Here is a 23,890-nt window from a genome sequence, read left to right as displayed (position 1 = left end):
AATCACTTATTCGCTCCTGCATCTTCCGTTGCAAACCAAGCACGCAACACTTCCGCCACTGTCCAAGCTTGGGCGATACAGCCTCGTGGAGTCATAGGAGGATCGCCATCAAAAATTTCACTAAGGCTTCCAACCCCATGAGAGCGCAAATGATTTGCCATAGGTTCTAAAAACTGACGGGCTTGCACCGGATCTTTATAAACACGCAAATGTGCCAAAACAAAAGGACCAATCAACCATCCCCAGGTTGTTCCCTGGTGGTAAGCCCCATCTCTTTCCACAGCATTTCCCCCATAATGTCCTTTATACTCAGGACTATCCGGACTCAAAGAACGCAACCCGTGAGAATTGAGCAACATTCTACCACAAACGTCTACAACTTTCCGTTGTTGTTCGGGACTCAGTGGGCTATCTGGCAATGATACTGCAAAAATTTGGTTGGGACGCAAAGAGCGATCGCCCTTGGCGCAAGCCGTACCCGGCTTATCGCTACCTTCAGTACCGTCTACCACATCGTAGCAGTAGCCCATCTCATCATTCCAAAATTTGACAAAACTAGCTAAGGTGCGCTCTGCCATTGCTTCATACCCTTGATGGGTTTTCTCCAGAAGGCGAGCAAACTGTGCTATTATCCGCAAAGCATTATACCATAAAGCATTCACTTCAATTGGTTTACCAATACGAGGCGTTACCACCCAATCATCAACCTTAGCATCCATCCAAGTTAACTGCGAACCCTCCTCACCCGCATACAGTAACCCATCAGTCATATCGAGATGAATGTTGTATCGCGTTCCCTGACAGTGCCAATCAATAATCTCAACCAAAACAGGAAAAAGTTCTTGCAGAAAATCCTTGTCTTCTGTGGCATTGTAGTAGTTACGAATAGCTTCAAAATACCACAAAGTCGCATCAACCGTGTTATACTCCGGTATCTCCCCAGCATCAGGAAACCGATTGGGTAACATTCCCCGATCTACATATTTAGCAAAAGTGCGAAGAATAGAGCGAGCAACTTCCGGTCTTCCAGTAGCAATTGTCAAACCCGGTAGACTAATCATCGTATCCCGTCCCCAGTCTCCAAACCAGTGATAACCTGCAATAATCGTCTTGCCATTAGGCTCATCACTCAAGGGACGCGATACAATAAACTGGTCAGCTGCAAGAACTAATTGATTGATCCAAGCAGGCGTTTCTTTAGCATTGATTGGTCGATTTGCTTTCCAATGGCTGATTAACTTCTGTTCCTGCGTCCGCCGTAACTTAAATGCTGCTTCACCATCCAACTCTGGTTCCTTCTCAAGACTCGCAACAAAAGTCACCGATTCACCAGCATTTAACGTCACTTCAAAAGTAGCAGCATGGAGGTGATTTTCGCGATCGCTCAACCCCCGATAACGTTCCACCGCCAAATCAAAACCAGATACCCAAGTATGACACAGTGAGACTCGAGCATTATTACACAAGAGATAAAACGGCACTGCATTTGGAAATGCGATCGTACAAATTCCCCCTTCAATTTCCTCTATACTCATTTGCCAGTCACTGCTCTGAGTATCCCCATGATAATCGCGATAATTCACCATCGCCTTCAGCACCAGCTTTAGAGGTTGCGTTGCACGACATAATGTGTATTGAACATAAGTCGTATTGGCACCCTGCTGCATCCAAACGCGTTTTTCCAATAAAGCATCAGCACAGGCAAAACGCCATGTAGGGGCAGTACCTTGTAAAGAAAAGCGTTCAATATGAAGATAACCATGAGGGCTGACAGTCCCATCAGCCCAACGATTGGTAAACAGAGGATAAAACTGCTCTCCATAAACAGCCGTGTCATCCAACTTAGCCAGCAACAAGGTACGACCCAAAGGAGGATTCAGAGAAGCAACAAGCAAGCCGTGGTAACGCCGAGTCAGCAATCCCCCTACAGTACCAGAAGCATAACCACCTATTCCATTGGTGACCAACCATTCTTTCAATTCTACTATATTCAGATAGCCGCAAACTTCTCGACCAAATTCAATACACATAGCTTCTTTTCCTCTTTCTTCGTGTCCTTTGCGCCTTTGCGGTTCAATAAAAAAGAATCTTCAGGCGGGAAAGAAATCAGGGAACTGCAAAATAAATTATCCCACCTTGCGAGACAGACATCCTTAACCATTCATTAGATTAATTCTCAACGCGATAACGTATCAACTGCTTAATTGCCGTTATCGGTAATCCCAGAGTTTGAGCAAGCGCTGCATCGACTTGAGCATATTCAGTCACAGGAAACTCAAACTCCATCTGCTTTAAAAACGAATCAGCAGTAAAAACCTTCACTTCAGTAAACTTCTCTCTTCGCTCAATCAGGGCTTCAATAGACATAACAGCAAGCGAAGCAGAAAAATGAACTTTATGTTTTGAGTCAGCGTGTAATTGTGAAGTTGTATTATAGGTATGGCTCAGGACTTGATGCGTTAGCAAACCAGTGCTCAACCAAAAAAACAGCCCTATCAAAGGTATTGGCAGCCAGAACTCCAGTCCTAACTTTATCAGAAATTGCAACCAACGAGGTCGAGTCATAACACAAAGAAAGCTTGATGATTCAATAATCATAATAGGTAATCTTTTTGCAGGAAGGGAGTAGTGAATGAGAATCTTACTTGTAGAGGATGATGTTACTCAATTACAACCACTACAGGGTGCCCTTTCCAAAGTTGGTCATATTGTGGATAGTACGGAAGATGGTGAAACGGCTCAGTGGTTAATAGAACAAAGAGACTACGACCTCTTGATTTTAGACTGGATGTTGCCTAAAATAAGTGGAGTAAGCCTGTGTCAACAGTATCGCCAAGCAGGCAAAACGGCTCCAGTGCTGATTCTGACAGCTAAGGATGCTGTTTTGGATAAAGTCTCTGCTTTAGATGTGGGTGCAGACGACTACTTAGTTAAACCCTTTAGTTTGCTTGAACTGTTAGCAAGGGTGCGAGCATTGGGACGCAGAGCGCCACTCTGGCAGGGTGATACCCTAGAGTTAGCTGACCTACAACTTCATCTCAATACCCTAACGCTGGAGCGCCAAGGAGTTACAGTTCAGTTGTCAGGTAGAGAGTTTCAATTGCTAGAATATTTTTTACGGCATCCCCGACAGGTACTGACTCACAATCAAATCGAACAAGCACTTTGGGAATGGAATACACAGCCAGATAGTAAAGCGATAGCCATGTTAGTGCATCGACTGCGGCAGCGCTTGCAGGTGGTGAAAGCAGAAGATTGGCTACAGACTGTTTATGGAATGGGATATCGATTAGTTGCGCCAGAATGATGCGATCGCTAATTCCAAATATGTTCAGCCGCAGTCGGCGTAACCTAGCTCGCTGGTTTACACTCTCAATGGGAGGTATTTTGGTTATCTTTGCCACAATACTTTACTTTTTAGAAGCCAAAGACCAATTGTGGTCATTCGATCAAGAGCTTTACAACACAAGTCGGTTGATGGCGGCTGGCGTTGAAGATGGGCTTTACCAGGAACAGCAGCGCATTAGTCTTGAAGACGTTCCTGTGTTGGGTGGTGAAGCTTTGCCTTTTGCCAGTACGATTGTTTATGCTCGTTGGTACACTCCCAAAAAACAACTCCTACAGTTTGTTGGTGTTACGCCATCAGAGCGGTTAGATAATCAACCAGGGTTTCAAACAATTGAGTTAGGCGATGCTTCAAAGAATCTACCCCAATCGGGCGATCGCGTTTCTACCAGTGTTCGTCAAAATATCCAACTGCGTCAATTAACACTTCCAGTTTTTCAGGATAAACAATTAATCGGTTATCTAGAAATAGCAGCTTCTCTAGCACCTGTTGAAGAAACTTTATGGTCGCTAAGACTATCTTTAATAGTCGGTGTACCCATTGCTTTGAGCGTCATTGCTTTAACAGGTTGGTTGCTTGGGGGAATGGCGATGCAGCCAATTCGCCAATCCTACGAGCAATTGCAGCGCTTTACAGCCGATGCTTCCCACGAGCTACGGACACCCCTTCAGGCAATTCGGAATCATGCTCAGTTTGGCTTGCTCGAACCCATAGACCCCAGTCAACAGCAAAGTTCCCTACAAAATATTGACCAGATTGCTGAATCAATGGGAATGCTGATTAGCGATTTATTATTCCTGGCTCGAAATGAAGGACAGTTAAAGCCAGAGGTACTTAACCCCGTCAATTTGGCTAACTGGCTCTCCGCATTAGTAGAGGAATATACTCACTTAGCAAAGGAAAAAAATCTAAAATTCACAAGCCAATTTCCCGAACAACTGGTAATGTTAAAAATAAATCCAGATTTAATGCGGCAAGTCGTAACCAATCTTCTCAGCAATGCCTGTCGCTACACACCCTCTGGAGGTAAAGTGTGCTTGCGAGTTTTCCTTCAGTCTCGTTGGGTGGTTATTGAAGTACAAGATAGCGGTATTGGGATTCCAGAGGCAGATTTACCCCATATCTTTGAGCGGTTTTATCGGGTAGATAGCGTGCGATCGCGTCATACAGGAGGCGTCGGATTGGGATTGGCGATCGCAAAACAAATTGTCCAGGTACATGGGGGACATATTGTAGCAAAAAGTCGTTTGGGTGAAGGTTCTACATTTCAAATCAAGCTACCGCTAATTTAAATCTCAGCAAAGCTGTACTGTTACTTTCTTGTTACTTTTACCCGGTAACTTGAAAATAAGCGTGAGTTCCACATGAGATTAGAGGTCTTAACGAAATGAATTTCAATCCTATACCCAGCGTCGTCCTAACTGCTTTGGTTGCGTTCCTAATTCCTTTTGAGGTAGGAGCACAGAAAGCAGCAACCCAAATTGAGAATTTCTCAAACGCTCGTGCTACAACTATCTCCGGTCAAGTGACTAAGCTTTTAGATGACGAGTTCATTCTCAACGATGGTAAGAGACAAATCATCGTTGAGGCAGAACCTCAGTTAGGAAAACCCATTAACCTCTCTGTAGGAGAACAAGTCACCGTTGTTGGCAACTATGATGACAATGAGTTCAATGCTTTGAGCATTACTCGTGCTAGCGGTGAAACACTTCAAATTCATGAAGATTAGAAACATACAAAAAATCAAATATCCTAAGAGATGATTTATGTAGGTTGGGTTGAGGAACGAAACCCAGCATTGAACCCTTATTGTTAGCTTTCGTTTCTCAACCCTAGTCTTCAAAAAAAAGTACATCATTAGGGTGTTTCATAAAACCAATATCTCATCCTTCCATATATATAGAGAAGAACTCCAGCAAAAATTGTATGAAAACAAGCCAAATAGAAGCCACAAAAACTCTAAAACCATCTACAGGAATCGTAGGAGTTGTAGGAATTTTAGGTATGATGATTGGACAAATATGTCTCCATACAGAAGACATTGGAGGCATAGCCAATTCAATAGAAGAAACGATACAACCCCAAGATACCTTACTTAAAAACGCTCTTAAAGTTGGCGGTTTTTCCGCAGTATCAGGAATACTTTTAATAAGTAATTCTCGAAAAAAACGTCAGGAAAAGATAGAGCCAGAAAGAGATATTTCTCCCGTTTTTACTAATACGATTGTAACTCCAAAAACTTGTGAAGGATGCAAACACTACCATGGTGTTGCCTATAATGATGTGCCCTTTGTTTGTGCCATGTACCCCTATGGTGTAGACAAGGATATATGCCCAGATTGGGAAGAAGAAAACGGTTGAAAAGAATTTCTTGAAAAAAGCTGATTACTGGAAGAAAGGCAGATGGCAGATGGCTGAGAGCCGCTATGAGGGTTTCCGAATGCCCTCTGCGGATAAGCCCCAGTTCCCAATCACCAAATTATAAGTTTTATTAATCATTTATATAAAATTTAATAAAGTTAACAGTCTTGATAAAGTAATGTAACTGAATGTAAATTAAAGTTAAGGGTGACAAACCACCCCATACATACGTAAATCATCATCGCAATTATAAAACCATGACAGCAACCTTACAACGTCGCGAAAGCGCAAACGTATGGGAGCAGTTCTGTAACTGGATCACCTCTACCGAAAACCGCCTTTATGTCGGCTGGTTCGGCGTATTGATGATCCCTACATTGCTCTCCGCAGCCATCTGCTTCATCATCGCATTCATCGCAGCACCACCCGTAGACATTGATGGTATCCGCGAACCTGTTGCAGGTTCTTTGCTCTACGGTAACAACATCATCTCCGGTGCAGTTGTTCCAAGTTCTAACGCGATCGGTCTTCACTTCTACCCCATCTGGGAAGCGGCTTCTTTAGATGAGTGGTTGTACAACGGTGGTCCATACCAGTTGGTGATTTTCCACTTCCTGATTGGCGTATTCTGCTACTTGGGTCGTGAGTGGGAATTGTCCTACCGCTTGGGAATGCGTCCTTGGATTTGTGTAGCATTCAGCGCACCTGTTGCTGCAGCAACCGCAGTCTTCTTGATCTACCCCATTGGACAAGGTTCCTTCTCTGACGGTATGCCCTTGGGTATCTCTGGAACCTTCAACTTCATGTTGGTGTTCCAAGCAGAGCACAACATCCTCATGCACCCCTTCCACCAGTTAGGTGTAGCAGGTGTATTCGGTGGTTCCTTGTTCAGTGCAATGCACGGTTCATTGGTAACCTCTTCCTTAGTTCGTGAAACAACCGAAACCGAGTCTCAGAACTACGGTTACAAGTTCGGACAAGAAGAAGAAACCTACAACATCGTAGCAGCACACGGCTACTTCGGTCGCTTAATCTTCCAATACGCATCATTCAACAACTCCCGCTCCTTGCACTTCTTCTTGGCAGCATGGCCAGTAGTGGGCATCTGGTTCACCGCACTGGGCATCAGCACCATGGCGTTCAACCTCAACGGCTTCAACTTCAACCAATCCGTACTTGACTCCCAAGGTCGTGCGATTGGCACCTGGGCAGACATCCTCAACCGTGCCAACCTCGGTATGGAAGTCATGCACGAGCGTAACGCGCACAACTTCCCCCTCGACTTAGCTTCTGCTGAAGTTGCACCTGTTGCTATCAGCGCTCCTGCTATCAACGGCTAAGGTTAACGGAATTCAAGTTTCTCTTTCGATGTTATGAGTGCTTAACTAAGGTATGGACAGCGCTTCTGAGACGAAGCGCTTTTTTTTGTATAAGAAGCGCCTGCGATCCCGATTGTTGGACTACATAAATGACCTCCTTCTTCCCTCTGCGTCCTCTGCGCCTCTGCGGTTCAATAAAGACGCGATATAGCACATCTCGACATTTACGACAACTGAGCCAAATGGTCACCGAGACGAAGAGTCAATGCAGCTAGTGTCAAGCATGGATTCGCAGCCGGGATTATCGGAAACACAGACACATCACAAACGTACAGATTATCATAAGCCTCCATTTTCAGATTTTCATCAACCACTCCCGTGCGATCGCGGCTCATCCGCATTGAACCACCAGCATGATGCACCGTTCCTTCATTCCCAAAATGCATTCCATCATTAGGGTTATGAGGTGCTTGTAAAAACTCAAGGATGTGATTGCGTAATTCCCGTACTTCGTTAAACAGGTTTGAGCCTGATGGGTTGCGATTGACCATAACCCCCAACTTTTGTCCTTCACCCCGATGAAAAACCCGGTTGCGATCGTCAAGTGGACTGGCAAAAACAAACTGCAGACGAGTTGTTGTCTTTTGGTCTTTTGCGATTTCTTGCTTCCAAACATCATCATCTGCGTGCGCCACATCCCAATATTTTGGATTGATGAGCAACTCAACATTATAAGGATGCTCGGTAGTCGTTGCCTGTTTGTGGTACATTAATATCTTGGCATGATTTTCAAACCCGCTATAAGGGCTGTTCAAGTCCAGTTCGTAGGTATTTGAGAAAAAAGCAGGATGGTCTGTCAAACCTACGCCGATTTTTTGATTGGGATCGGAAAGCTGACTACGCATAGCAATTCGTGGAGTCTCCAGAGAACCCGCAGCCAAAACAATATGCTTGGCGCGATAACGCCGTTTCTGATTCCCCACTAAATCCTGACACACCACAGCAACTGCTTTTCTACCATCAGTTTCTATATGAGTCACCAGGTGATTTAAGTTAACCGTCAGATTATCTCGTCCCACCGGACCGTTAAATGAAAGAGAATCCAGTAGCAAGGATGCTGTAGAAAAAGTTCCTGTAGACGCTTCGAGAACATTTTCCAGACTTCCTTGATTGTCAAGATTCGGCTGGTGGCGCGATCGCGGCAAGTCTTCTACTTTATAATCTGAAAATGCACTTTGCAACTCGCTCACTACACGATTTTGGAAACGACCAAGGGTTTTTTGTTTCCGCATAAGTTTTTCTGCACGGTCATATCCCTGAGGACTCTTTAAGTATTCACCGATACTTTCAGGCCATGCAAGAATTTCCCAATCGTGCATGCGTGGAATGAGACCCGACCAAAAGATAGAACGACCTCCAAAGTTCATCTGTACGCCGGACAAAAACTCAGATCCTGGCTCGTTTGTAAAATGTCCCACTTGGTGATGTGATGCAAGCCGAGACCAGTCTCCGGGAAGGTTTGTCATGTGTGTGGGATAGAGCAAACTTCCTGCTTCTAGAACAAGCACCCGCAAACCAGCGTCGGAAAGCGTGTCAGCTAGAATACCTCCTCCCATACCCGAACCTACGATCGCAACATCATATTCTATTGTTTCGTTAGTGTTCCTGGGAATAGCATCTTGCTGAAGCTTACTATCGTCAGTTCGCAAATTATCATAACCGTGTAAATATCGAGTTGGTACTGACGCAAAAACGACATTGCCTTCGGTAAAAATATGTTCGCCAAAGGGTTGCAGTTGAATGTCCGCTCCTTCCATCCAGACTTGGCGATCCAGTACAAACTTTATCTTGAGACCGCTTCGATACTTGGATTCCTCTAGAAAGAAGACCCATTCTCCATTGTAGTATGCTCCATATATGTCTTGCCACCAACCATCGACATTATTGCGAATTGTTACAAGATGGTTGGGACGGTAGTTTTGGGTACGAAACTTCACGTAAAACTTCTTGACAGGAGCAGCAATAAACGATCTAGCTCCTATCACTTGGTTGGCAACTGCTGTTTCAGACTCTTGCAAAGAACCCGCCGACCCACTGTGGTAGGGAACGAAGTCCATATGATAACCTCCTACTTGTGGAAAAAATGGTCACTCGTCCCTTAGGACTGAAGTTCCATCAAAACATACATATAGATATAGTTGATGCAATTAGGTACTGATTCACTAACATATGGCAAAATTACGCAAGCTTGAAGAAACTTTATCTGTCTTGGCTCAAATTCGAGAAAATCCTCTTGATGAGCAAGCGATCGCAATTCTGCGTCAAACCCTGAAAAGCAAATACTCTGTAGCTGTTGCCCGCACTGCAAAGATAGTAGGAGAATTGGCGATTGCAAACATGATTCCCGACCTTGTTGCAGCATTTGAGCGAATGATGGTCAAGCCAGCAGACACCGATCCAGGTTGTCTTGCCAAAAAGGAGATTGCAGAAACTCTCTACCGCTTCGAGTACGGTGAGGAGAGCCTTTTTCTCCAAGGAATTCACCACATTCAAATGGAACCTGTTTGGGGAGGCAAAGAAGATACAGCAGCCATTTTGCGCGGAATATGCGCTTTAGGTTTGGTACGGATGAATTATCCTGATGTGATGAACGAATTAGCAGATTTGCTCGCCGATCCAAAACCGGAAGCACGAGTAGCTGCAGCTAAAGCAATTGCTTATACTGCCAATTCTCAAGGGGTACCATTACTGCGTTTGAAAGTTCGCATGGGGGATAAAGCACCTCAAGTTCTCTCAGAATGCTTTATTGCTCTATTACAACTTGCTCCCATACAATCGCTGCCTTTGATTGCGAGTTTTCTTGTAGCTTCAGAAGAACAAGTTTGCGAGCTTGCTGCTTTAGCACTAGGTGAATCACGATTAAATGAAGCATTTCTTATTCTCAAAAGTTGGTGGGAGAAAACAATAAATGCACAATTGCGTCGAACAGGGTTGCTTGCGATCGCAATGCTGCGACAAGATTCCTCATCCGAGTTTTTATTATCTCTTATCAAAGAAGGAAAAAGTATAGACGCAAAAGATGCGATCGCGGCTTTAAGCATCTACCGAGAAAATGCTGAATTGTGGCAGCGAGTCGAGCAAGTTGTTAGAGAAAGAGGAGATGATGATATACTCAACTATAATGCTATTAACAGTCCTTAAGCTATAAACTTCATTCTACTCTTCAAGAATAAATGAACCTTTTTGAAAATTATTGTTGCCTTTGTTAAACATAAGTAGGTTGGGTTGAGGAACGAAACCCAACATTGAATCAAATTTTTGGGTTTCGTTCCTCAACCCAACCTACACAATACATTTGGCGATTTAAGATTTACTTTATAAATGACCTCTAATAGTATAGCTCGATAAACCAAAGGCATCCCCTTTGGTCAAACATCGAGAACTTAAGATTTGTGTAATCTTGTTTTTCAAGTTAAGCTGTTAGAAATAATTTATACAAATTTATTAAAATTTTACATAGAATGATTATAAAACTTCAGGGAGTCACCAAAAACCTTCAAAAAAGTACGGAGTCTGTACAATCGCCACAAACAGAAATATTAAGAACCAAGGCAAATTTGTTAATTGTTGATGACCATCTCGATAACCTTCGGATACTTGCTGCTATCCTTCAGAAAAATGGATACAAAGTTCGGAAAGCGATGAGCGGTCAGGTGGCAATAGAAACTATTCAAGTAGAAAAACCTGACCTCATTTTGTTAGATATTAAAATGCCAGATATGGATGGATATGAAGTTTGTGCGAAGCTAAAAAAATCTTCAGAAACCTGGGCAATCCCTATTATTTTCTTAAGCGCCTTAGATGACGCTACAGATAAAGTTAAAGCTTTTGAAAGTGGAGGTGTAGATTACATCACCAAACCTTTTCAGGCTGAAGAAGTTTTAGTGCGAATCAACCATCAACTTACAATTCAACAGCAACAACAAGAGCTTTACACACAAAATGAGAGACTACATCAAGAAATCCAAGAAAGACAACAAGCGGAAGCAGAAACTAAACTGTTGTTGAAAACGATTCAAGCAGTCACTCAGGCGTCTAATTTTGACTGTGCTCTTGATGCTGTGTTATGTGAAGTACGTCGGGGGATTGGTTGGGACTATGCGGAAGCTTGGATTCTGACTGAAGACAGCACAAATTTGCAATTAAGGCGAACTTGTTATGACTCTAGTAATGTACAACTCAGCCACTTTCATAAAGCAAGTTCCGAGCGAACGTTTGCACCTTACATGGGCTTAGTTGGGAGAGTTTGGGAATTGTTGCAACCTTTATGGATTGAGGACTTAGCACAGGTGCAAGAACCTATCTTTCTACGTACTGAAGCAGCGATCGCAGCTGGATTAAAAGCTGTTTTTGGTGTTCCAATTGTGCTGGATGAACAAGTACTGGCTGTTTTAGTCTTCTTCAAACATTGCCAAACGCCCTATGAGTTCAAAATTATGCAGCTTGTCAATGCCGTTGCGCTTCAACTTGGTGAACTTATGCAGCGCAAGAAAGCAGAAGAATCACTCAGACAAGCAAATCAAGAACTCCTACGCTTGGCTAACTTAGATAGTTTAACGCAAATAGCGAACCGTCGTTGTTTTGATGAATCCTTGAGTCAGGAATGGCGGCGATTGCGGCGCGAGGAAACTTATTTAGCATTGATCCTCTGCGATATAGATTACTTCAAGTACTACAACGATCGCTACGGGCATCAAGCAGGGGATATGTGCTTGAAACAGGTAGCACAAGCTCTTGCTAACAACAGCAGACGCCCTGCGGATTTAGTGGCTCGCTATGGAGGGGAAGAGTTTGTCATACTTTTACCCAACACCGATTTGAATGGAGCAGCTCACGTAGCACAAAAAATGCAAACAGAAATAGCGGCTCTAGCCATTCCTCATGAATCTTCCCTTGTAAGTGAATTTGTCACCATAAGCATGGGCATTGCCTGTGTTGTTCCTACAATAGAAAACTCACCGGAGAACTTGGTTGCAGCAGCAGATGAAGCTCTTTACATTGCAAAGGCAAAGGGGCGCAACACTTATGGCATCAGTTATTCTAGATGAATTCTTCAACTAGCTAGACTAAAAGCAATGAGCAACCAACTCCCAACCTCTCATATTCAACATTCTAAACTCCGCGTAAGTCATCTTTCCCTAAGTTGGGTGCTCGTTGTTCCATTCGTGTTACAGATGATTGCTGCAACAGCGCTAGTTGGTTACCTATCCTTTAAAAATGGGCAACAGGCAGTTAATGAGATGGCAAATCAGTTGATGACAGAGGTGGGAGATCGCGTCAACTTATACCTCAACAACTATTTCGCTACCCCACCACAAATCAACCGTATAAATGCTAATGCCGTTCGTTTGGGGTACCTAGATTTTCAGAACCGCCGGGAGTTGGAACGTTATCTTTTTAACCAACTCATGCAATTTGAAACTGTCAGCCATGTAATGGTGGGTACAGTACAAGGTCATTTCATTCTTGCCAATCGTAACCCCCAACTGAGCCTATTGAGTTCCGACCCCACGAACCCTGGCTTGGTATATTATGATGCTGTAGACAGGAACAGAAAAAAACTCAATCGTATAAAAACAATTCGACAATTTCAGCTAAAAGAACGACCTTGGTACCGAGCAACTGTTGAAGCGGGGAAACCCGTTTGGAGTCCTATTTTTGTGCTTGCCGATAATTCGGATATGTCCCTCAATGCTAATTATCCCATTTACGAGCCAAAAACAAAGAAACTGCTTGGTGTATTCTCTAGTGCCTGCGATCTGTCCTTTTTTCGCAAATTTTTAGCTAGTATAAAGGTTGGTCAAACAGGAAAAATTTTTATTGTTGAACGCAACGGGCTTTTGGTAGGAAGTTCAAGCGATCGACAGCCGATTCCCTTTCAACAGGAAAATGGCAGTGGCAAGTTAAAGAGAATCAAAGCAATTGATAGTCATGACGCTTTGATTCAAGCAACAAGTCAATATTTACAAGCAAAGTTTGGGAGTTTCAAAGGTTTTCAAAAAAGTCAGCAACTGAGCTTTTGGGCTAACAACCATCGCCAGTTTCTGCAAGTTATTCCTTATCAGGATAAACTTGGTTTGGATTGGGTAATTGTTATTGTAGTGCCAGAGTCAGATTTCATGGCACAAATCAACGAGCATACACATACTACTATATTGTTATGTGTAGCAGCCGCTTTTTCTGCCACAGCAATTGGCGTTTTTACATCTAACTGGATAACCCGTCCTTTAAAAAATTTAAATGCAGCAGCCAAGAAAATATCTCATGGAGATTTTAACGATCCAGTGACTATATATAGAGAAGATGAAGTAGGAGAACTGGCAGATTCATTTAGAGATATGGCAGATCGACTGCAAATCTCATTACTAGCATTGCAACAGACAAATGCCGAATTAGAAAAGCGAGTTTGCGAACGAACATCTGAATTGCAGCTGGGCGAAGAACGATTAAAACTGGCACTCGAAGGAGCGGGCGATGGATTATGGGACTGGAATTTGAGCACGGGTGAAGTTTACTTCAGTCCTAAGTACTTTGAAATGCTTGGCTATGATGCCAACGAATTCCCTCAAGATGTAAGTACATGGGAAAAACTGGTTCATCCTGAGGATCTAGTTTGGGTGAAAAAAATCTTGGAAGCGCACCTGAAAGATTTTTCAGTTCGCTATGGGTTTGACTATCGACTCCAAACCAAATCTGGAGAATGGAAATGGATTGCTGACTACGGCAAAGTTGTGGCTTGGGATGAAAATGGAAAACCCTTACGAATGACAGGAACGCATCGAGATATAAACGATCGCAAACAAACTGAGGTTGAACTGCAACAAGCAAAGGAAGCCGCAGAAGTCGCAAATAAAGCGAAAAGTATTTTCCTCGCAAACATGAGTCACGAACTCCGGACACCTTTAAATGTTATTTTAGGCTTTGCTCAAGTTATGAGCCATGACTCATCCCTCACACCAGAACAGCAAGAAAACTTACAAATTATGCATCGCAGTGGCGAGCACTTGCTGAGCATCATCAATGATATTCTTGACTTATCAAAAATCGAAGCGGAACGAGTTACGTTAGACGAAAGTAGTTTTGACCTCTACGCCTTATTATATTCTTTACAGGCTATGTTTCGTCAGCGTTCTGAAGCCAAAGGTTTGCAACTTTTCCTTCACCTTGCTTCAGATTTACCGCAATTTATTACAACTGATGGTAACAAACTCCGCCAAATCTTAACAAATTTACTAAGCAATGCTATCAAATTCACCACAAAAGGTAGCGTAATTCTGACAGCAAAAAGAGGAGCAAAGCAAGGGCAAAATCAGACAGATAAGGAGATCGCTACATCTCCACTTATCGAGACTCTTCTCTTCACTGTTCAAGATACCGGGATTGGGATTGCATCACACGAACTTGATACTATCTTTGATGCATTTACCCAAACACATTCTGGCAGATCCTCGCAAGAAGGAACAGGATTGGGATTGACAATTAGCCTTAAGTATGCATATCTACTAGGTGGTACCATCACAGTGAGCAGTACTTTCGGTCAAGGCAGTACTTTTAGTGTTCAAGTTCAAGTTCAGTTGGCAAAAGCATCAGAAGTACCACCAGCCCCAATTCAGCGTCGAGTCATCAGACTAGCGGATGGACAACCAGCTTATAGAATTTTAGTAGTAGATAACGAGCCTGAAAACCGTCACCTGCTTTTCAAGCTGCTGACTCAAAAGGGGTTTGAGGTGGAAACAGCCAAAGATGGAGAAGAAGGTATTCAACTTTGGCAAGAGTGGCATCCCCATTTAATTTGGATGGACATTCGGATGCCAGGAATGGACGGGTATCAAACAACACAGTATATTCGTTCTACTGCAGAAGGTCAATCGGTTATCGTCATTGCTCTATCAGCTCAAGCTTCAACGAGCGATCGCACCCTTGCCATCCAAGCCGGATGTAATGACTTCATCTGCAAACCCTTCCAAGAAAGCGAGCTGTTTGCCAAGATAGAAGAATATTTGGAAGTAAAGTACATATATGCCAATGATGAAGTGTTATCTTCAGTTGCCCGCAGACAAGAAAAACTATCTACCTGTGCTTCATTAACAAATGAGAATCTATCAGTCATGCCTCAAACGTGGATTGCTGATTTACATCGTGCAGCACTCTTGTGTTACGATGATGATATACTCAATCTTATCGAACAAATTCCAAAAAATTACACATCTCTGATAACTGACCTGCACGAACTAACTCATAACTATCAATTCGCACAAATCTTACAACTTATTGAGAAATTAGGTTCGTAGTAGCGCTTCAGCGCATGCAATTCACGCACACCTTACAACTTATTAAGAAATTAGGTTCGTAGTAACGATACAAGCGCTAAAGCGCAACTACAAACCAGGTGTTTTGCTATGGTGACTGGCGATAACTGCGTGGAGTTTTCCCCGTCCATCGCTTAAATGCTCGGTTAAAAGCACTAGGTTCAGAAAATCCTAACAAAAACGCTACATCATAAATGGGAGTATCTGGGTTCTTTAAATGTCGCAAAGCCAACTCTTTGCGCGTTTCGTCAAGAATTTGTTGGTAAGATTTTCCTTCAGCTTGCAATTCTCGCTGCAATTGGCGAACACTGATTGCCAGAGATTGAGCGATCGCTTTAATTGATGGTAGTTCCCCTTTAAGTTGTTGCGCGATCGCTTGTACCACTTGTCGAGTATAGGTATCCTCTCGAACTATTGTATTGAGCATTGCTTCTGCGTGTTGCTCGAAGACTGACAAAAGGTTCAAGTTAGCTGATAAAATAGGCCAATTCAAGCAATTGGCATCAAAGATGAGACGATTTGTAGGCATTGAAAATTGTATGTTTGTCTGAAAGATGCGATCGTGTTCGGAAGTATTAACAGGGCGTGGATACCCAAACCAAACAGCGTGAAGACGAAGCTGTTTTCCTGTCAAAACTCTTGTTGCTGTCAGTAAAGATGAAAAAGTACTTTCAATGGCTTGTCGAGGTTCTGCTAACAAGTAGTTTTTTAAGTCGTCCGCAATATCACAGTCACAAAACACCAAACCATCAGATACATTAAAGCGAATGTACACACCTTGGCTAAACAAATGGGTATATCGCGACAGCTTTTCCAAGACTTGCTCGAGTGTTTGACAATTCACCAGTACATAGCCAACAATGCCAAACGCTGCCAGATTGAAAACTTCACCCAGGTGTAAGCCAAGATTTTCATCCCCTGTACGCTGAATCGCTTCCCGCCACACGGCACTGTGAAGTGTACCTGGAATTCGCTCGTCAGGTTGGCTTAGCAGGGTAGTTTCAATCCCCGCCGCCGCACACAAGCTATCTGCATCAACTCCATATTTTACAACTGTATATTGCACAATGCTGCGGGTCAGGTAAACAGAGAACGTAGCTTCTTTCATCTCGTCACGATCGGTTAACTTCTTGGCGGGATATGTCAATTCACGACTAAGCAGAACCCATATTCTTGAACTATAGCCAAGCAGCAATGCATCTGGTAACACAAAGCTTCAAACAAAATTTTAACCCAAAGGAGTTTTTGCTATGAAGGAATTGACAAATATTCAAACCCAAACTGCCCACTTAGTCGCAACTCAGCAACCAGAAACCATTGTTAATCCAGTGACTGGCGATCGCATGACGGTTTTGCACTCAAACCCCACAGGTGAAGGAGAGTACTTTAAAGTGCGCTTCGATCTACCCCCCGGTGCTAAAGGTAGCCCGTTACACTACCATACCAAGATGGGTGAAACCTTTACCGTGTTGCAAGGATGTTTGGAGATGGAGGTTGGAGGGAGAGGCAAACGCCTCACACTACAAGCGGGAGAAAGCGTGTATGTTCCCCCTGGCATGCAACACAGTTTCCGCAATGCTTCAGAGCAATGGGTTACATATACAAGTGAAAATACACCTGCAGGACAGTTTGAGCAATTTATCAGAGGATTGTTTGGTTTAGCAATTGACGGTAAGACCAATCGTGAGGGAATGCCTACCAATCCCTTGCACCTCGCTTTATTATTAAGGAAAGCCGACACCGTCCTTGTCGGTCCGTCGCACCTCGTGCAAAAGTTACTCATAGACACCCTGATTCAGGTGGCTGGTTGGTTGGGTAGCGAACAAGCGATCGCTAGATACTGGAACAAGAGCAGCGATCGCTGACCGGGCATTCAGTAAAATTATTTAATTTCTGGTCACATCCTATACAGGAATCCTAAATGATTTATGAAAGATTTTAAGTAGTAGGGCTAAAGCCCACCATATGATACTGCTGGTGGGCTTTAACCCAACCTACATATATTTCAAAAATCAAATAGAAATCCTATATTGCTTACACTATTACTTCTTCCTGAAGTAAAATCAACGGATTCATCATTCAAATTCGTGACTTTCAAGTAGGAGATAAATCCCTTTGGCAACTGGTAACTATTAATAAAAATATCTTTTAGGTTGCCTAACTTTAAGTAATTTTTACAATTTTTTAAAACCATGACAATCGGCTTACCAACTTGTGTTATCCTTAATTCACAGGATTTATATTCGGTTTTGCAGTTTGTCTCATGGTACTTACAAGTGTAATCTCCGAATCTAACTCTCATCGCCAATTGATTCAGGAGATGTTTTATGTCAATTTACGTCGGTAATTTATCCTACGAAGTTCAGGAGAACGATATCAGACACGTTTTTTCAGAATATGGAACCGTAAAAAGAGTCCAACTACCCGTAGATCGGGAAACAGGTCGAGTTAGAGGCTTTGCCTTTGTAGATATGGGAACGGATGCAGAAGAAACTACAGCAATTGAATCGCTTGATGGGGCTGAATGGATGGGTCGGAATTTAAAAGTTAACAAAGCTAAGCCACGTGAAGACAGAGGTTCTTCATACGGTGGTGGCGGCGGTAGACGTGGAAACAACAGTGGTGGTTACTCCAGACGCTACTAAAGCTTGAAAGCAAAAATTATTAAATAACTGTAAAGTCGTTGGCAGGCACAAAGCCTGCCTTTTTTGATAGAATTTTCACGGAGTCAGGTCATCGGTCATTGGTCATTGGTCATTGGTTACAGTAGCAAAGTGTCTTTGAAAGAGGATAGCTCCCATATTGGTTAGCAAACAAGAGAGTGCTAGCAATAACAAAATATAGGTAGGAGCCATGACTATGCCAACTGCAAACCAGGTATATACGTGCAATACCATAATTAAAGCAAGAAGACTGGCAACTCCTGCGGCTCGCCATATTTGATGTGCTGGGCGATCGAATAAAGTTAGAGCCATCGTAACGATTGTAGCAACCAAGTTAGCTGGTACTAGAAAGGCACAAAGACTGACACAATTGGCACGGGAAAACTCAGCTAAGCTGTTTAAATCAAGCATCAATGTTCTGGGATAATGTTAAGCTAGTGCAAAAAGGCAGCTATGCTGAGTATATAAGGCAACAGAGCTTTATTTTCCAAGCTCCGGAAGGCTTTTTCAACTGCATAGTTGTTTTTGATTGTTTGCACTAGACATAGAATGTTTAACATATTTATAGAATAAAGAAGTGTACACTAGCGTACTGAGTTAACAAAATAACTATTAACTTAACATAAGTTAAATATATAAAATATTTTTACTATTTAGTCTTAAAAAGCAATCTACTCATATCCCCTGTGGTATCGTGTCAAACCTTACCTACGCTATTATCGGATCTGGTGCATTGAAAACAACGCAAAATAATTTGTAATTTTATGCATCGGGTTTTTTGATAGGTATGTGCGAATACTTATAGCGGTACGCCTTCCTCAAGTATGATGACCGAGCAAATTATCACAACTCCTGTGACAGATGCTTTAGATGAATTTAATTCCTTATATTTTTAGTGCATTTGTAGAAATTTAGAAAATGCGATAAGCCTGCTGCCTGCGGGAGTACAACCTTATCGCCAAATCGCACTTTTATCAAACTAAGTTATTGGGGACTCTAGGCTATGCGGTGGGAATTTGGTCGTAGAAGCACCAACGTTGAAGATAGGCGTGGAAGTCGGATTTCCGCACCAGTTGTCGGGGGTGGTATCGGGGCAATTGTTTTGTCATTAATTGTGGCTTTGCTGGGTGGCGATCCCAGTGTCATTTGGGAGCAAACACAAGCACCAAGCCGCCCTAACTCAGAGTCTCCTCAAACAGAACGTTCTGCAACAGGCGACGATCGCTTAGCTGACTTCGTTTCAGTTGTCCTAGCAGATACGGAGGATACCTGGAATAGCCTGTTTCGGCAAATGGGACGAACTTATGTAGAGCCAAAGTTAGTTCTTTACTCAGATGCAGTCAGATCTGCTTGTGGCTATGCGCGATCGGCAGTCGGTCCTTTTTATTGCCCTGCTGACCAAAGACTTTATATTGATTTAAGCTTTTATAGAGATTTAAAGAATCGATACCAAGCTCCTGGAGATTTTGCCCAAGCATATGTGATTGCTCACGAGGTTGGACACCACGTTCAGACTCTTATGGGTATTTCTGACAAAGTTCGTGCAGCACAGAGTCAAGTTCCTCAAGAAGAGGCAAATCAACTTTCCGTTCGCCAGGAGTTACAAGCAGACTGTTTTGCTGGTATCTGGGCGCATCATGCCCAGCGATCGCGGCAGGTTTTAGAAACAGGTGACATTGAAGAAGCACTCAATGCAGCCAGCAGTCTTGGAGACGATCGCTTGCAAAGCCAAGCCAGAGGATATGTCACCCCAGATTCCTTTACACACGGCAGTTCAGCCCAGAGAGCGCGTTGGTTTAAGCGGGGTGTTCAGACAGGAGATCCCGCACAATGCAATACTTTTGCAGTGGCGAATCTCTAGAAGATAACTCATAAGTAATTGACGTTACCAAAAGCATGAGTTGCGTTACCATATTTCAGTATCCACCAAGCGGTGTTTTGTCTACTAAAAATCCATAGGAAAATGCAACTCCAAGATTACAATCCCAGTGGCGTAGGTCAAATAAATGGTAACCTCCTTGGGTTACCATTTGATTGCGAGTCGGCAAAACTAATAGTCTTTGGCGTGCCGTGGGAAGTGACCGTTTCCTATGGTGCAGGTACTGCTAACGGACCACAGCGCGTTCTTGATGCCTCAACCCAATTGGATTTGTTCGATATCGATAACCCTGATGGATGGAAACAGGGAATATTTATGGTGGGAATTCCCCAAGATATCTTGGAGAAGAACGCGTATTATCGCGATCGCGCAGCAGAAATTATTCAGCGTCTAGAACAAGGTAAATCTCTGACAGATACACCAGATTTAACACCAGTTCTTACAGAAATTAATCAAGCTTGCCAACAAGTCAATCAATGGTTGTTTGAAAAGAGCCAGGAAGCAATAGAAAATGGCAAACGGGTAGCCGTCATTGGCGGAGATCACAGTGTACCATTAGGATATTATCAAGCATTAGCAAATTCTTATCCAAACTTTGGCATTTTACACATTGATGCCCATGCAGATTTACGCGATGCTTATGAAGGATTTGAGTTTTCTCATGCATCCATCATGTTTAACGCTATGAAACTGCCGCAAATTGCCAAGTTAGTGCAGGTAGCATTGCGCGATATCAGCCATGATGAGGTGCAAACTATTGACCAATCGAACGGTCGGATTGTTGCCTATTATGACTCAATTATCAAACAAAAACTCTACTCTGGAACGACTTGGATTGAAATATGCCGAGAAATCATCAGTCATTTGCCCGAACAAGTATACATTAGCTTTGATGTTGATGGTCTCGATCCAAAACTCTGTTCGAGTACGGGAACTCCTGTTCCTGGAGGGCTAGAATTAGAGCAAGCTTTTTTTCTGTTCCGTGAATTAGTTCATAGCGGTAGAAAAATTATTGGCTTCGATCTCTGCGAAGTTGGTGATGCTGAGTGGGATGGTAATGTTGGTGCGCGTATAGTTTACAAGCTCTCAAATCTCATGGATTTATCACAAAAAAGTCATGTTTTCTAACTAACTGTTTTGCACTTTTACTTTGAACATCAAATCATTAAAGTCTCTATCTCCCCCACCGGCTGTATCCTCAAATCCTAATTGATTTTTACCAAGTAACTTGACGTGATTGATATTGTCTGGGTTCCCCACTCCATAACCAAAGAATGCTTGAGGTGTTTGGTTGCTGGTTGGATTACCAGATATGTTGCTAAGGTACTCTTGTGCAGTACCACTTGCAATCAGGTAGGGGGCATATAATGCTCCACCCTCAAGTTGAGTCATAAGTTGACCTGTATTCCGATTGAGTTCTACCTCCAATACCCGTTGTTCAAGTGCTACTTGAGCGTAACCTTTTTCACCCGGAGGAATTAATTTGCCTGTTAAAGAGTCAAAAACTGCTCCATCGATATTGGCAATTTTGTAGAATCCTACAGTATTGTTGTAGACTGCATGGCTCTTAACGTCATAGAAATTGACAAAGACTTTGTTATCAACTTGACCATCTTTATTCAGATCGGTCTTACGCAAGTCAAGCAGTGGTGCTTGAGAGTCGTTTGAAGGATTTAATACAGCCGCAATTTCTGGCTCGCCGATAGCGGTTTTATCCGTGACATGGCTTCCGGAAATGTTACGCGGAGTATCGAGCGCTGACTTAAGACTCTGACTAACACTTTTGCCACTGCTTAATAATAAAGAAGCAATATTAGTGCTTGAGTCTTTAGGTTTTGATGAAAACTCCATATTATCAAAGCGATCGGGCTGGTTGTAAGAACTGAGATTGCCTGGAGAAGACTGTTGGTGAAGAGTTGAAGTATAACTAGAGGGTATGCCACCTGCACTAATATTTTCAGGACTAGATATAGAGCTGCTTACTTGGGGAACGCTTGGTGGTGTGGGATTGGGTTCGTTTGTTGGGGGCAAACCCACATCAGAACCACCAGTGTTGCCTTGGCGATCGCTTGGTGGTGTGAGGTTCGGTTCGTTTGTTGGGGGCAAACTCACATCAGAACCGCCAGTGTTGCCTTGGCTATCGCTTGGTGGTGTGGGATTGGGTTCGTTTGTCGGGGGTAAACTTACATCGAGACTGCCATCTTCAAAGAAAATAACAGAGTTTGCAGGCAGAAAAATTGTACTATTATTGACCGTATCCCAAGCTGTCAATTCTTGACTATAACCAGCGTCAGAAATAATATGTTTGCTGACATTGGATTGTGTTGAGTTCCAATTATTGAATGTGACAGCAACTTCTTGAGCGCTATTTGAGGAATTAATTAATACATAAGCTTTATGAGAACCTGGACGATCTACTGCAAAAGTTGTGATGTTACTATTATTGCTGCTTGTAGAGATACGATTTCCAACTAAATATTCATTAAATAAGTGTAGGAGTTGACCACCGGGACGTAGCGTATCATTATAACTTGTTTTCCCGTAACTACCGTCTTTTTCATTCCAAGAGAGCGATGCTGCTGCACCGTTGTCTATAGCTTCTATTATTGATAGTGCATCAAAAACTGCGCCTTTATTATTAGTCATACGTGGGTCATGAGTTTCCCAAGTCCAACTAATGTTATATTCGCCTAACATGGCAGGAATCTCTCGATCTGGGCTGAGCTTTTTGAGTGTATCAACAATACTTTTTGTGTATTTTCCAATAGAATTAGTAGCATTAAAGACTTGCTCGTCTGAAGTCGAAGCGCTACCTGTAGGGTAATAGTGATAGGTAAAGAAGTCCAGATTGTGCAGTGTTCCTTTAATGAATGGTTCATAGAAAGGAGTTAAGTCGGGACGAGCAACACTAGGTCCACCTACTTTAATGCTCGGATCTACCGCCTTCATGGCTTCAGCAACTTTGTTATAAATAGTTATTAATTCGTCTAAGCGATTTGGTTGATTCGGGTCAATAAGCTTACCCCAACCGCTTTTGGTGTGGAAAATGCTAAAGTACTCAATGTCTTTTTCGTTAGTGATTTCCCAATATTGAACGCCGAACTTATTATCCTTATTAACAATCTTGACTAAATCCGCACATAAGTTCGCATATTCGTCAAAGCGATCGCTATCTAGATAACCATCGTTGTTGGCATCCATCCAACTTGGCCATGAAGGAATATTGAACATACGTTGGGGTTGATCTGTACCAAACATATCAATGGAAGCTTGAATAGTATTGATTACCTTTTGAGCATCCCATGTTTTATTTTCAGTATCAATTAAGCCATGATCCTTGCTAGAATCCTTCATATAATCCATATTATGAAAGCGGATTATTCCCGGACTCATGTGGTTCATGTTGCTGCGATATTTTGAATTACCTGCATCTGCAACAGCCCTATAAACATTTATTCCAAAATGTTCATTTTTTGTCTGTCCTTCAACAGCATTCCAATCAACCGTTACATTTAAAGAAGTAGTAGCCATGAATCATTTTTGGTTAAGGATAACGTCATGGCAGAGCACCTAAAATGACTCCCAAGGATATAGATTAAATAACTATAAAAATGTTTAAAATATAGTTGTTTTCAATTAGGATGTAATACATCAAAATAATTAAGGAACCGCAGATGAACGCGGATGCACGCAGATAAATCTGTACTTTATTCAAGTGAGAACCTCTATCAACAGTGCTTAACTTTTGATATTTACCTTTACATCAACAGAAAACGTTTTTCCTGAAACAAATCTTCTAAGGGATAAATGCACTAAACTTAACATACGCGTATCTAGGCTAACACAACCATACTGATAAAGTTAAACCGTAAAATTACTTAATTTTATATAATCTTAGTGTTAATTTTTTTAGTATTTAACCAGTTAATTGTAGTAAAATCAGGCACTAGGGG

At 42.6% G+C, this 23,890-nt stretch carries 18 protein-coding genes; 12 read left to right on the top strand and 6 right to left on the bottom strand.

Annotated elements, in window-relative coordinates; translation table 11 throughout:
- Positions 1-2: 2 nt before the first annotated feature.
- Together F7734_RS06065 and F7734_RS06060 are read right to left on the bottom strand one after the other, a co-directional pair.
- Complete coding sequence (locus tag F7734_RS06065; RefSeq protein ID WP_155743830.1) at positions 3-2,030, bottom strand: amylo-alpha-1,6-glucosidase; 2,028 nt, start codon at positions 2,028-2,030, stop codon at positions 3-5.
- 139 nt (positions 2,031-2,169) lie between these two features.
- Complete coding sequence (locus F7734_RS06060; protein WP_243146718.1) at positions 2,170-2,598, bottom strand: hypothetical protein; 429 nt, start codon at positions 2,596-2,598, stop codon at positions 2,170-2,172.
- A gap of 34 nt (positions 2,599-2,632) precedes the next feature.
- Here F7734_RS06060 and F7734_RS06055 point away from each other — a divergent pair, with 34 nt between their 5' ends.
- From F7734_RS06055 to psbA, 5 genes are all read left to right on the top strand, one after another.
- Positions 2,633-3,307 carry a response regulator transcription factor gene (locus F7734_RS06055; protein ID WP_155743829.1) on the top strand — a complete coding sequence of 225 codons (675 nt, stop codon included), beginning with the start codon at positions 2,633-2,635 and terminating at the stop codon, positions 3,305-3,307.
- A gap of 20 nt (positions 3,308-3,327) precedes the next feature.
- On the top strand, positions 3,328-4,638 hold the full coding sequence (locus F7734_RS06050) for an ATP-binding protein (RefSeq protein WP_155743861.1): 1,311 nt from the start codon (positions 3,328-3,330) through the stop codon (positions 4,636-4,638).
- Between the two features lie 95 nt (positions 4,639-4,733).
- Positions 4,734-5,075: a hypothetical protein gene (locus F7734_RS06045; RefSeq protein WP_155743828.1), complete on the top strand. Its 342-nt coding sequence runs from the start codon at positions 4,734-4,736 to the stop codon at positions 5,073-5,075.
- Positions 5,076-5,272: 197 nt separating this feature from the next.
- Positions 5,273-5,707 carry a hypothetical protein gene (locus tag F7734_RS06040; protein ID WP_155743827.1) on the top strand — a complete coding sequence of 145 codons (435 nt, stop codon included), beginning with the start codon at positions 5,273-5,275 and terminating at the stop codon, positions 5,705-5,707.
- A gap of 257 nt (positions 5,708-5,964) precedes the next feature.
- The gene (psbA, locus tag F7734_RS06035) at positions 5,965-7,047 is read left to right on the top strand and encodes a photosystem II q(b) protein (RefSeq protein ID WP_155743121.1); all 1,083 of its coding nucleotides are present in this window, start codon (positions 5,965-5,967) and stop codon (positions 7,045-7,047) included.
- Between the two features lie 203 nt (positions 7,048-7,250).
- Here the strand turns inward: psbA and F7734_RS06030 are convergent, their stop codons facing one another.
- A complete protein-coding gene (locus tag F7734_RS06030; RefSeq protein WP_155743826.1) occupies positions 7,251-9,143 on the bottom strand; it encodes a GMC oxidoreductase in 1,893 nt (630 codons plus the stop codon).
- Positions 9,144-9,255: 112 nt separating this feature from the next.
- On the opposite strand from F7734_RS06030, the gene F7734_RS06025 reads away from it, so the two are divergent.
- The 3 genes from F7734_RS06025 (at position 9,256) to F7734_RS06015 (ending at position 15,377) form a co-directional block, all read left to right on the top strand.
- A complete protein-coding gene (locus F7734_RS06025; protein WP_155743825.1) occupies positions 9,256-10,227 on the top strand; it encodes a hypothetical protein in 972 nt (323 codons plus the stop codon).
- Positions 10,228-10,547: 320 nt separating this feature from the next.
- Complete coding sequence (locus tag F7734_RS06020) at positions 10,548-12,134, top strand: diguanylate cyclase (RefSeq protein WP_155743824.1); 1,587 nt, start codon at positions 10,548-10,550, stop codon at positions 12,132-12,134.
- Between the two features lie 27 nt (positions 12,135-12,161).
- Entirely contained in the window at positions 12,162-15,377 is a 3,216-nt protein-coding gene (locus tag F7734_RS06015; protein WP_155743823.1) for a response regulator, read from the top strand.
- A 106-nt stretch (positions 15,378-15,483) separates the two neighbouring features.
- Here the strand turns inward: F7734_RS06015 and F7734_RS06010 are convergent, their stop codons facing one another.
- Positions 15,484-16,605 carry an AraC family transcriptional regulator gene (locus tag F7734_RS06010; protein WP_347566138.1) on the bottom strand — a complete coding sequence of 374 codons (1,122 nt, stop codon included), beginning with the start codon at positions 16,603-16,605 and terminating at the stop codon, positions 15,484-15,486.
- Between the two features lie 40 nt (positions 16,606-16,645).
- On the opposite strand from F7734_RS06010, the gene F7734_RS06005 reads away from it, so the two are divergent.
- Together F7734_RS06005 and F7734_RS06000 are read left to right on the top strand one after the other, a co-directional pair.
- Complete coding sequence (locus F7734_RS06005; protein ID WP_155743822.1) at positions 16,646-17,260, top strand: cupin domain-containing protein; 615 nt, start codon at positions 16,646-16,648, stop codon at positions 17,258-17,260.
- Positions 17,261-17,722: 462 nt separating this feature from the next.
- Positions 17,723-18,040 carry an RNA-binding protein RbpA gene (locus F7734_RS06000; protein WP_038077635.1) on the top strand — a complete coding sequence of 106 codons (318 nt, stop codon included), beginning with the start codon at positions 17,723-17,725 and terminating at the stop codon, positions 18,038-18,040.
- A gap of 102 nt (positions 18,041-18,142) precedes the next feature.
- Here the strand turns inward: F7734_RS06000 and F7734_RS05995 are convergent, their stop codons facing one another.
- Positions 18,143-18,469, bottom strand: coding sequence for a hypothetical protein (locus F7734_RS05995; RefSeq protein ID WP_155743821.1), 327 nt, complete (start codon positions 18,467-18,469; stop codon positions 18,143-18,145).
- Positions 18,470-19,061: 592 nt separating this feature from the next.
- On the opposite strand from F7734_RS05995, the gene F7734_RS05990 reads away from it, so the two are divergent.
- Positions 19,062-19,919 carry a neutral zinc metallopeptidase gene (locus F7734_RS05990; RefSeq protein ID WP_155743820.1) on the top strand — a complete coding sequence of 286 codons (858 nt, stop codon included), beginning with the start codon at positions 19,062-19,064 and terminating at the stop codon, positions 19,917-19,919.
- 102 nt (positions 19,920-20,021) lie between these two features.
- On the top strand, positions 20,022-21,065 hold the full coding sequence (speB, locus tag F7734_RS05985) for an agmatinase SpeB (protein WP_155743819.1): 1,044 nt from the start codon (positions 20,022-20,024) through the stop codon (positions 21,063-21,065).
- Here speB and F7734_RS05980 read toward each other — a convergent pair whose 3' ends face one another.
- Positions 21,066-23,468: a DUF4114 domain-containing protein gene (locus F7734_RS05980; RefSeq protein WP_155743818.1), complete on the bottom strand. Its 2,403-nt coding sequence runs from the start codon at positions 23,466-23,468 to the stop codon at positions 21,066-21,068.
- Between the last annotated feature and the right edge of the window lie 422 nt (positions 23,469-23,890).

The sequence above is a fragment of the Scytonema sp. UIC 10036 genome, assembly GCF_009725235.1.
Note: the sequence above shows the minus strand (reverse complement) of the source record. Positions and strands in the feature narration are given on the sequence as shown.

Excerpts from the sequence above, each read along its gene's own strand:
- F7734_RS06015 (WP_155743823.1), top strand. The coding sequence starts at position 12,162 with ATGAGCAACCAACTCCCAACCTCTCATATTCAACATTCTAAACTCCGC.
- F7734_RS05980 (WP_155743818.1), bottom strand. The coding sequence starts at position 23,468 with ATGGCTACTACTTCTTTAAATGTAACGGTTGATTGGAATGCTGTTGAA.
- F7734_RS06020 (WP_155743824.1), top strand. The coding sequence starts at position 10,548 with ATGATTATAAAACTTCAGGGAGTCACCAAAAACCTTCAAAAAAGTACG.
- speB (WP_155743819.1), top strand. The coding sequence starts at position 20,022 with ATGCAACTCCAAGATTACAATCCCAGTGGCGTAGGTCAAATAAATGGT.
- F7734_RS06030 (WP_155743826.1), bottom strand. The coding sequence starts at position 9,143 with ATGGACTTCGTTCCCTACCACAGTGGGTCGGCGGGTTCTTTGCAAGAG.
- F7734_RS06055 (WP_155743829.1), top strand. The coding sequence starts at position 2,633 with ATGAGAATCTTACTTGTAGAGGATGATGTTACTCAATTACAACCACTA.
- F7734_RS06050 (WP_155743861.1), top strand. The coding sequence starts at position 3,328 with ATGTTCAGCCGCAGTCGGCGTAACCTAGCTCGCTGGTTTACACTCTCA.
- psbA (WP_155743121.1), top strand. The coding sequence starts at position 5,965 with ATGACAGCAACCTTACAACGTCGCGAAAGCGCAAACGTATGGGAGCAG.
- F7734_RS05990 (WP_155743820.1), top strand. The coding sequence starts at position 19,062 with ATGCGGTGGGAATTTGGTCGTAGAAGCACCAACGTTGAAGATAGGCGT.
- F7734_RS06045 (WP_155743828.1), top strand. The coding sequence starts at position 4,734 with ATGAATTTCAATCCTATACCCAGCGTCGTCCTAACTGCTTTGGTTGCG.
- F7734_RS06025 (WP_155743825.1), top strand. The coding sequence starts at position 9,256 with ATGGCAAAATTACGCAAGCTTGAAGAAACTTTATCTGTCTTGGCTCAA.
- F7734_RS06000 (WP_038077635.1), top strand. The coding sequence starts at position 17,723 with ATGTCAATTTACGTCGGTAATTTATCCTACGAAGTTCAGGAGAACGAT.
- F7734_RS06005 (WP_155743822.1), top strand. The coding sequence starts at position 16,646 with ATGAAGGAATTGACAAATATTCAAACCCAAACTGCCCACTTAGTCGCA.
- F7734_RS06040 (WP_155743827.1), top strand. The coding sequence starts at position 5,273 with ATGAAAACAAGCCAAATAGAAGCCACAAAAACTCTAAAACCATCTACA.
- F7734_RS06065 (WP_155743830.1), bottom strand. The coding sequence starts at position 2,030 with ATGTGTATTGAATTTGGTCGAGAAGTTTGCGGCTATCTGAATATAGTA.
- F7734_RS06060 (WP_243146718.1), bottom strand. The coding sequence starts at position 2,598 with ATGATTATTGAATCATCAAGCTTTCTTTGTGTTATGACTCGACCTCGT.
- F7734_RS05995 (WP_155743821.1), bottom strand. The coding sequence starts at position 18,469 with ATGCTTGATTTAAACAGCTTAGCTGAGTTTTCCCGTGCCAATTGTGTC.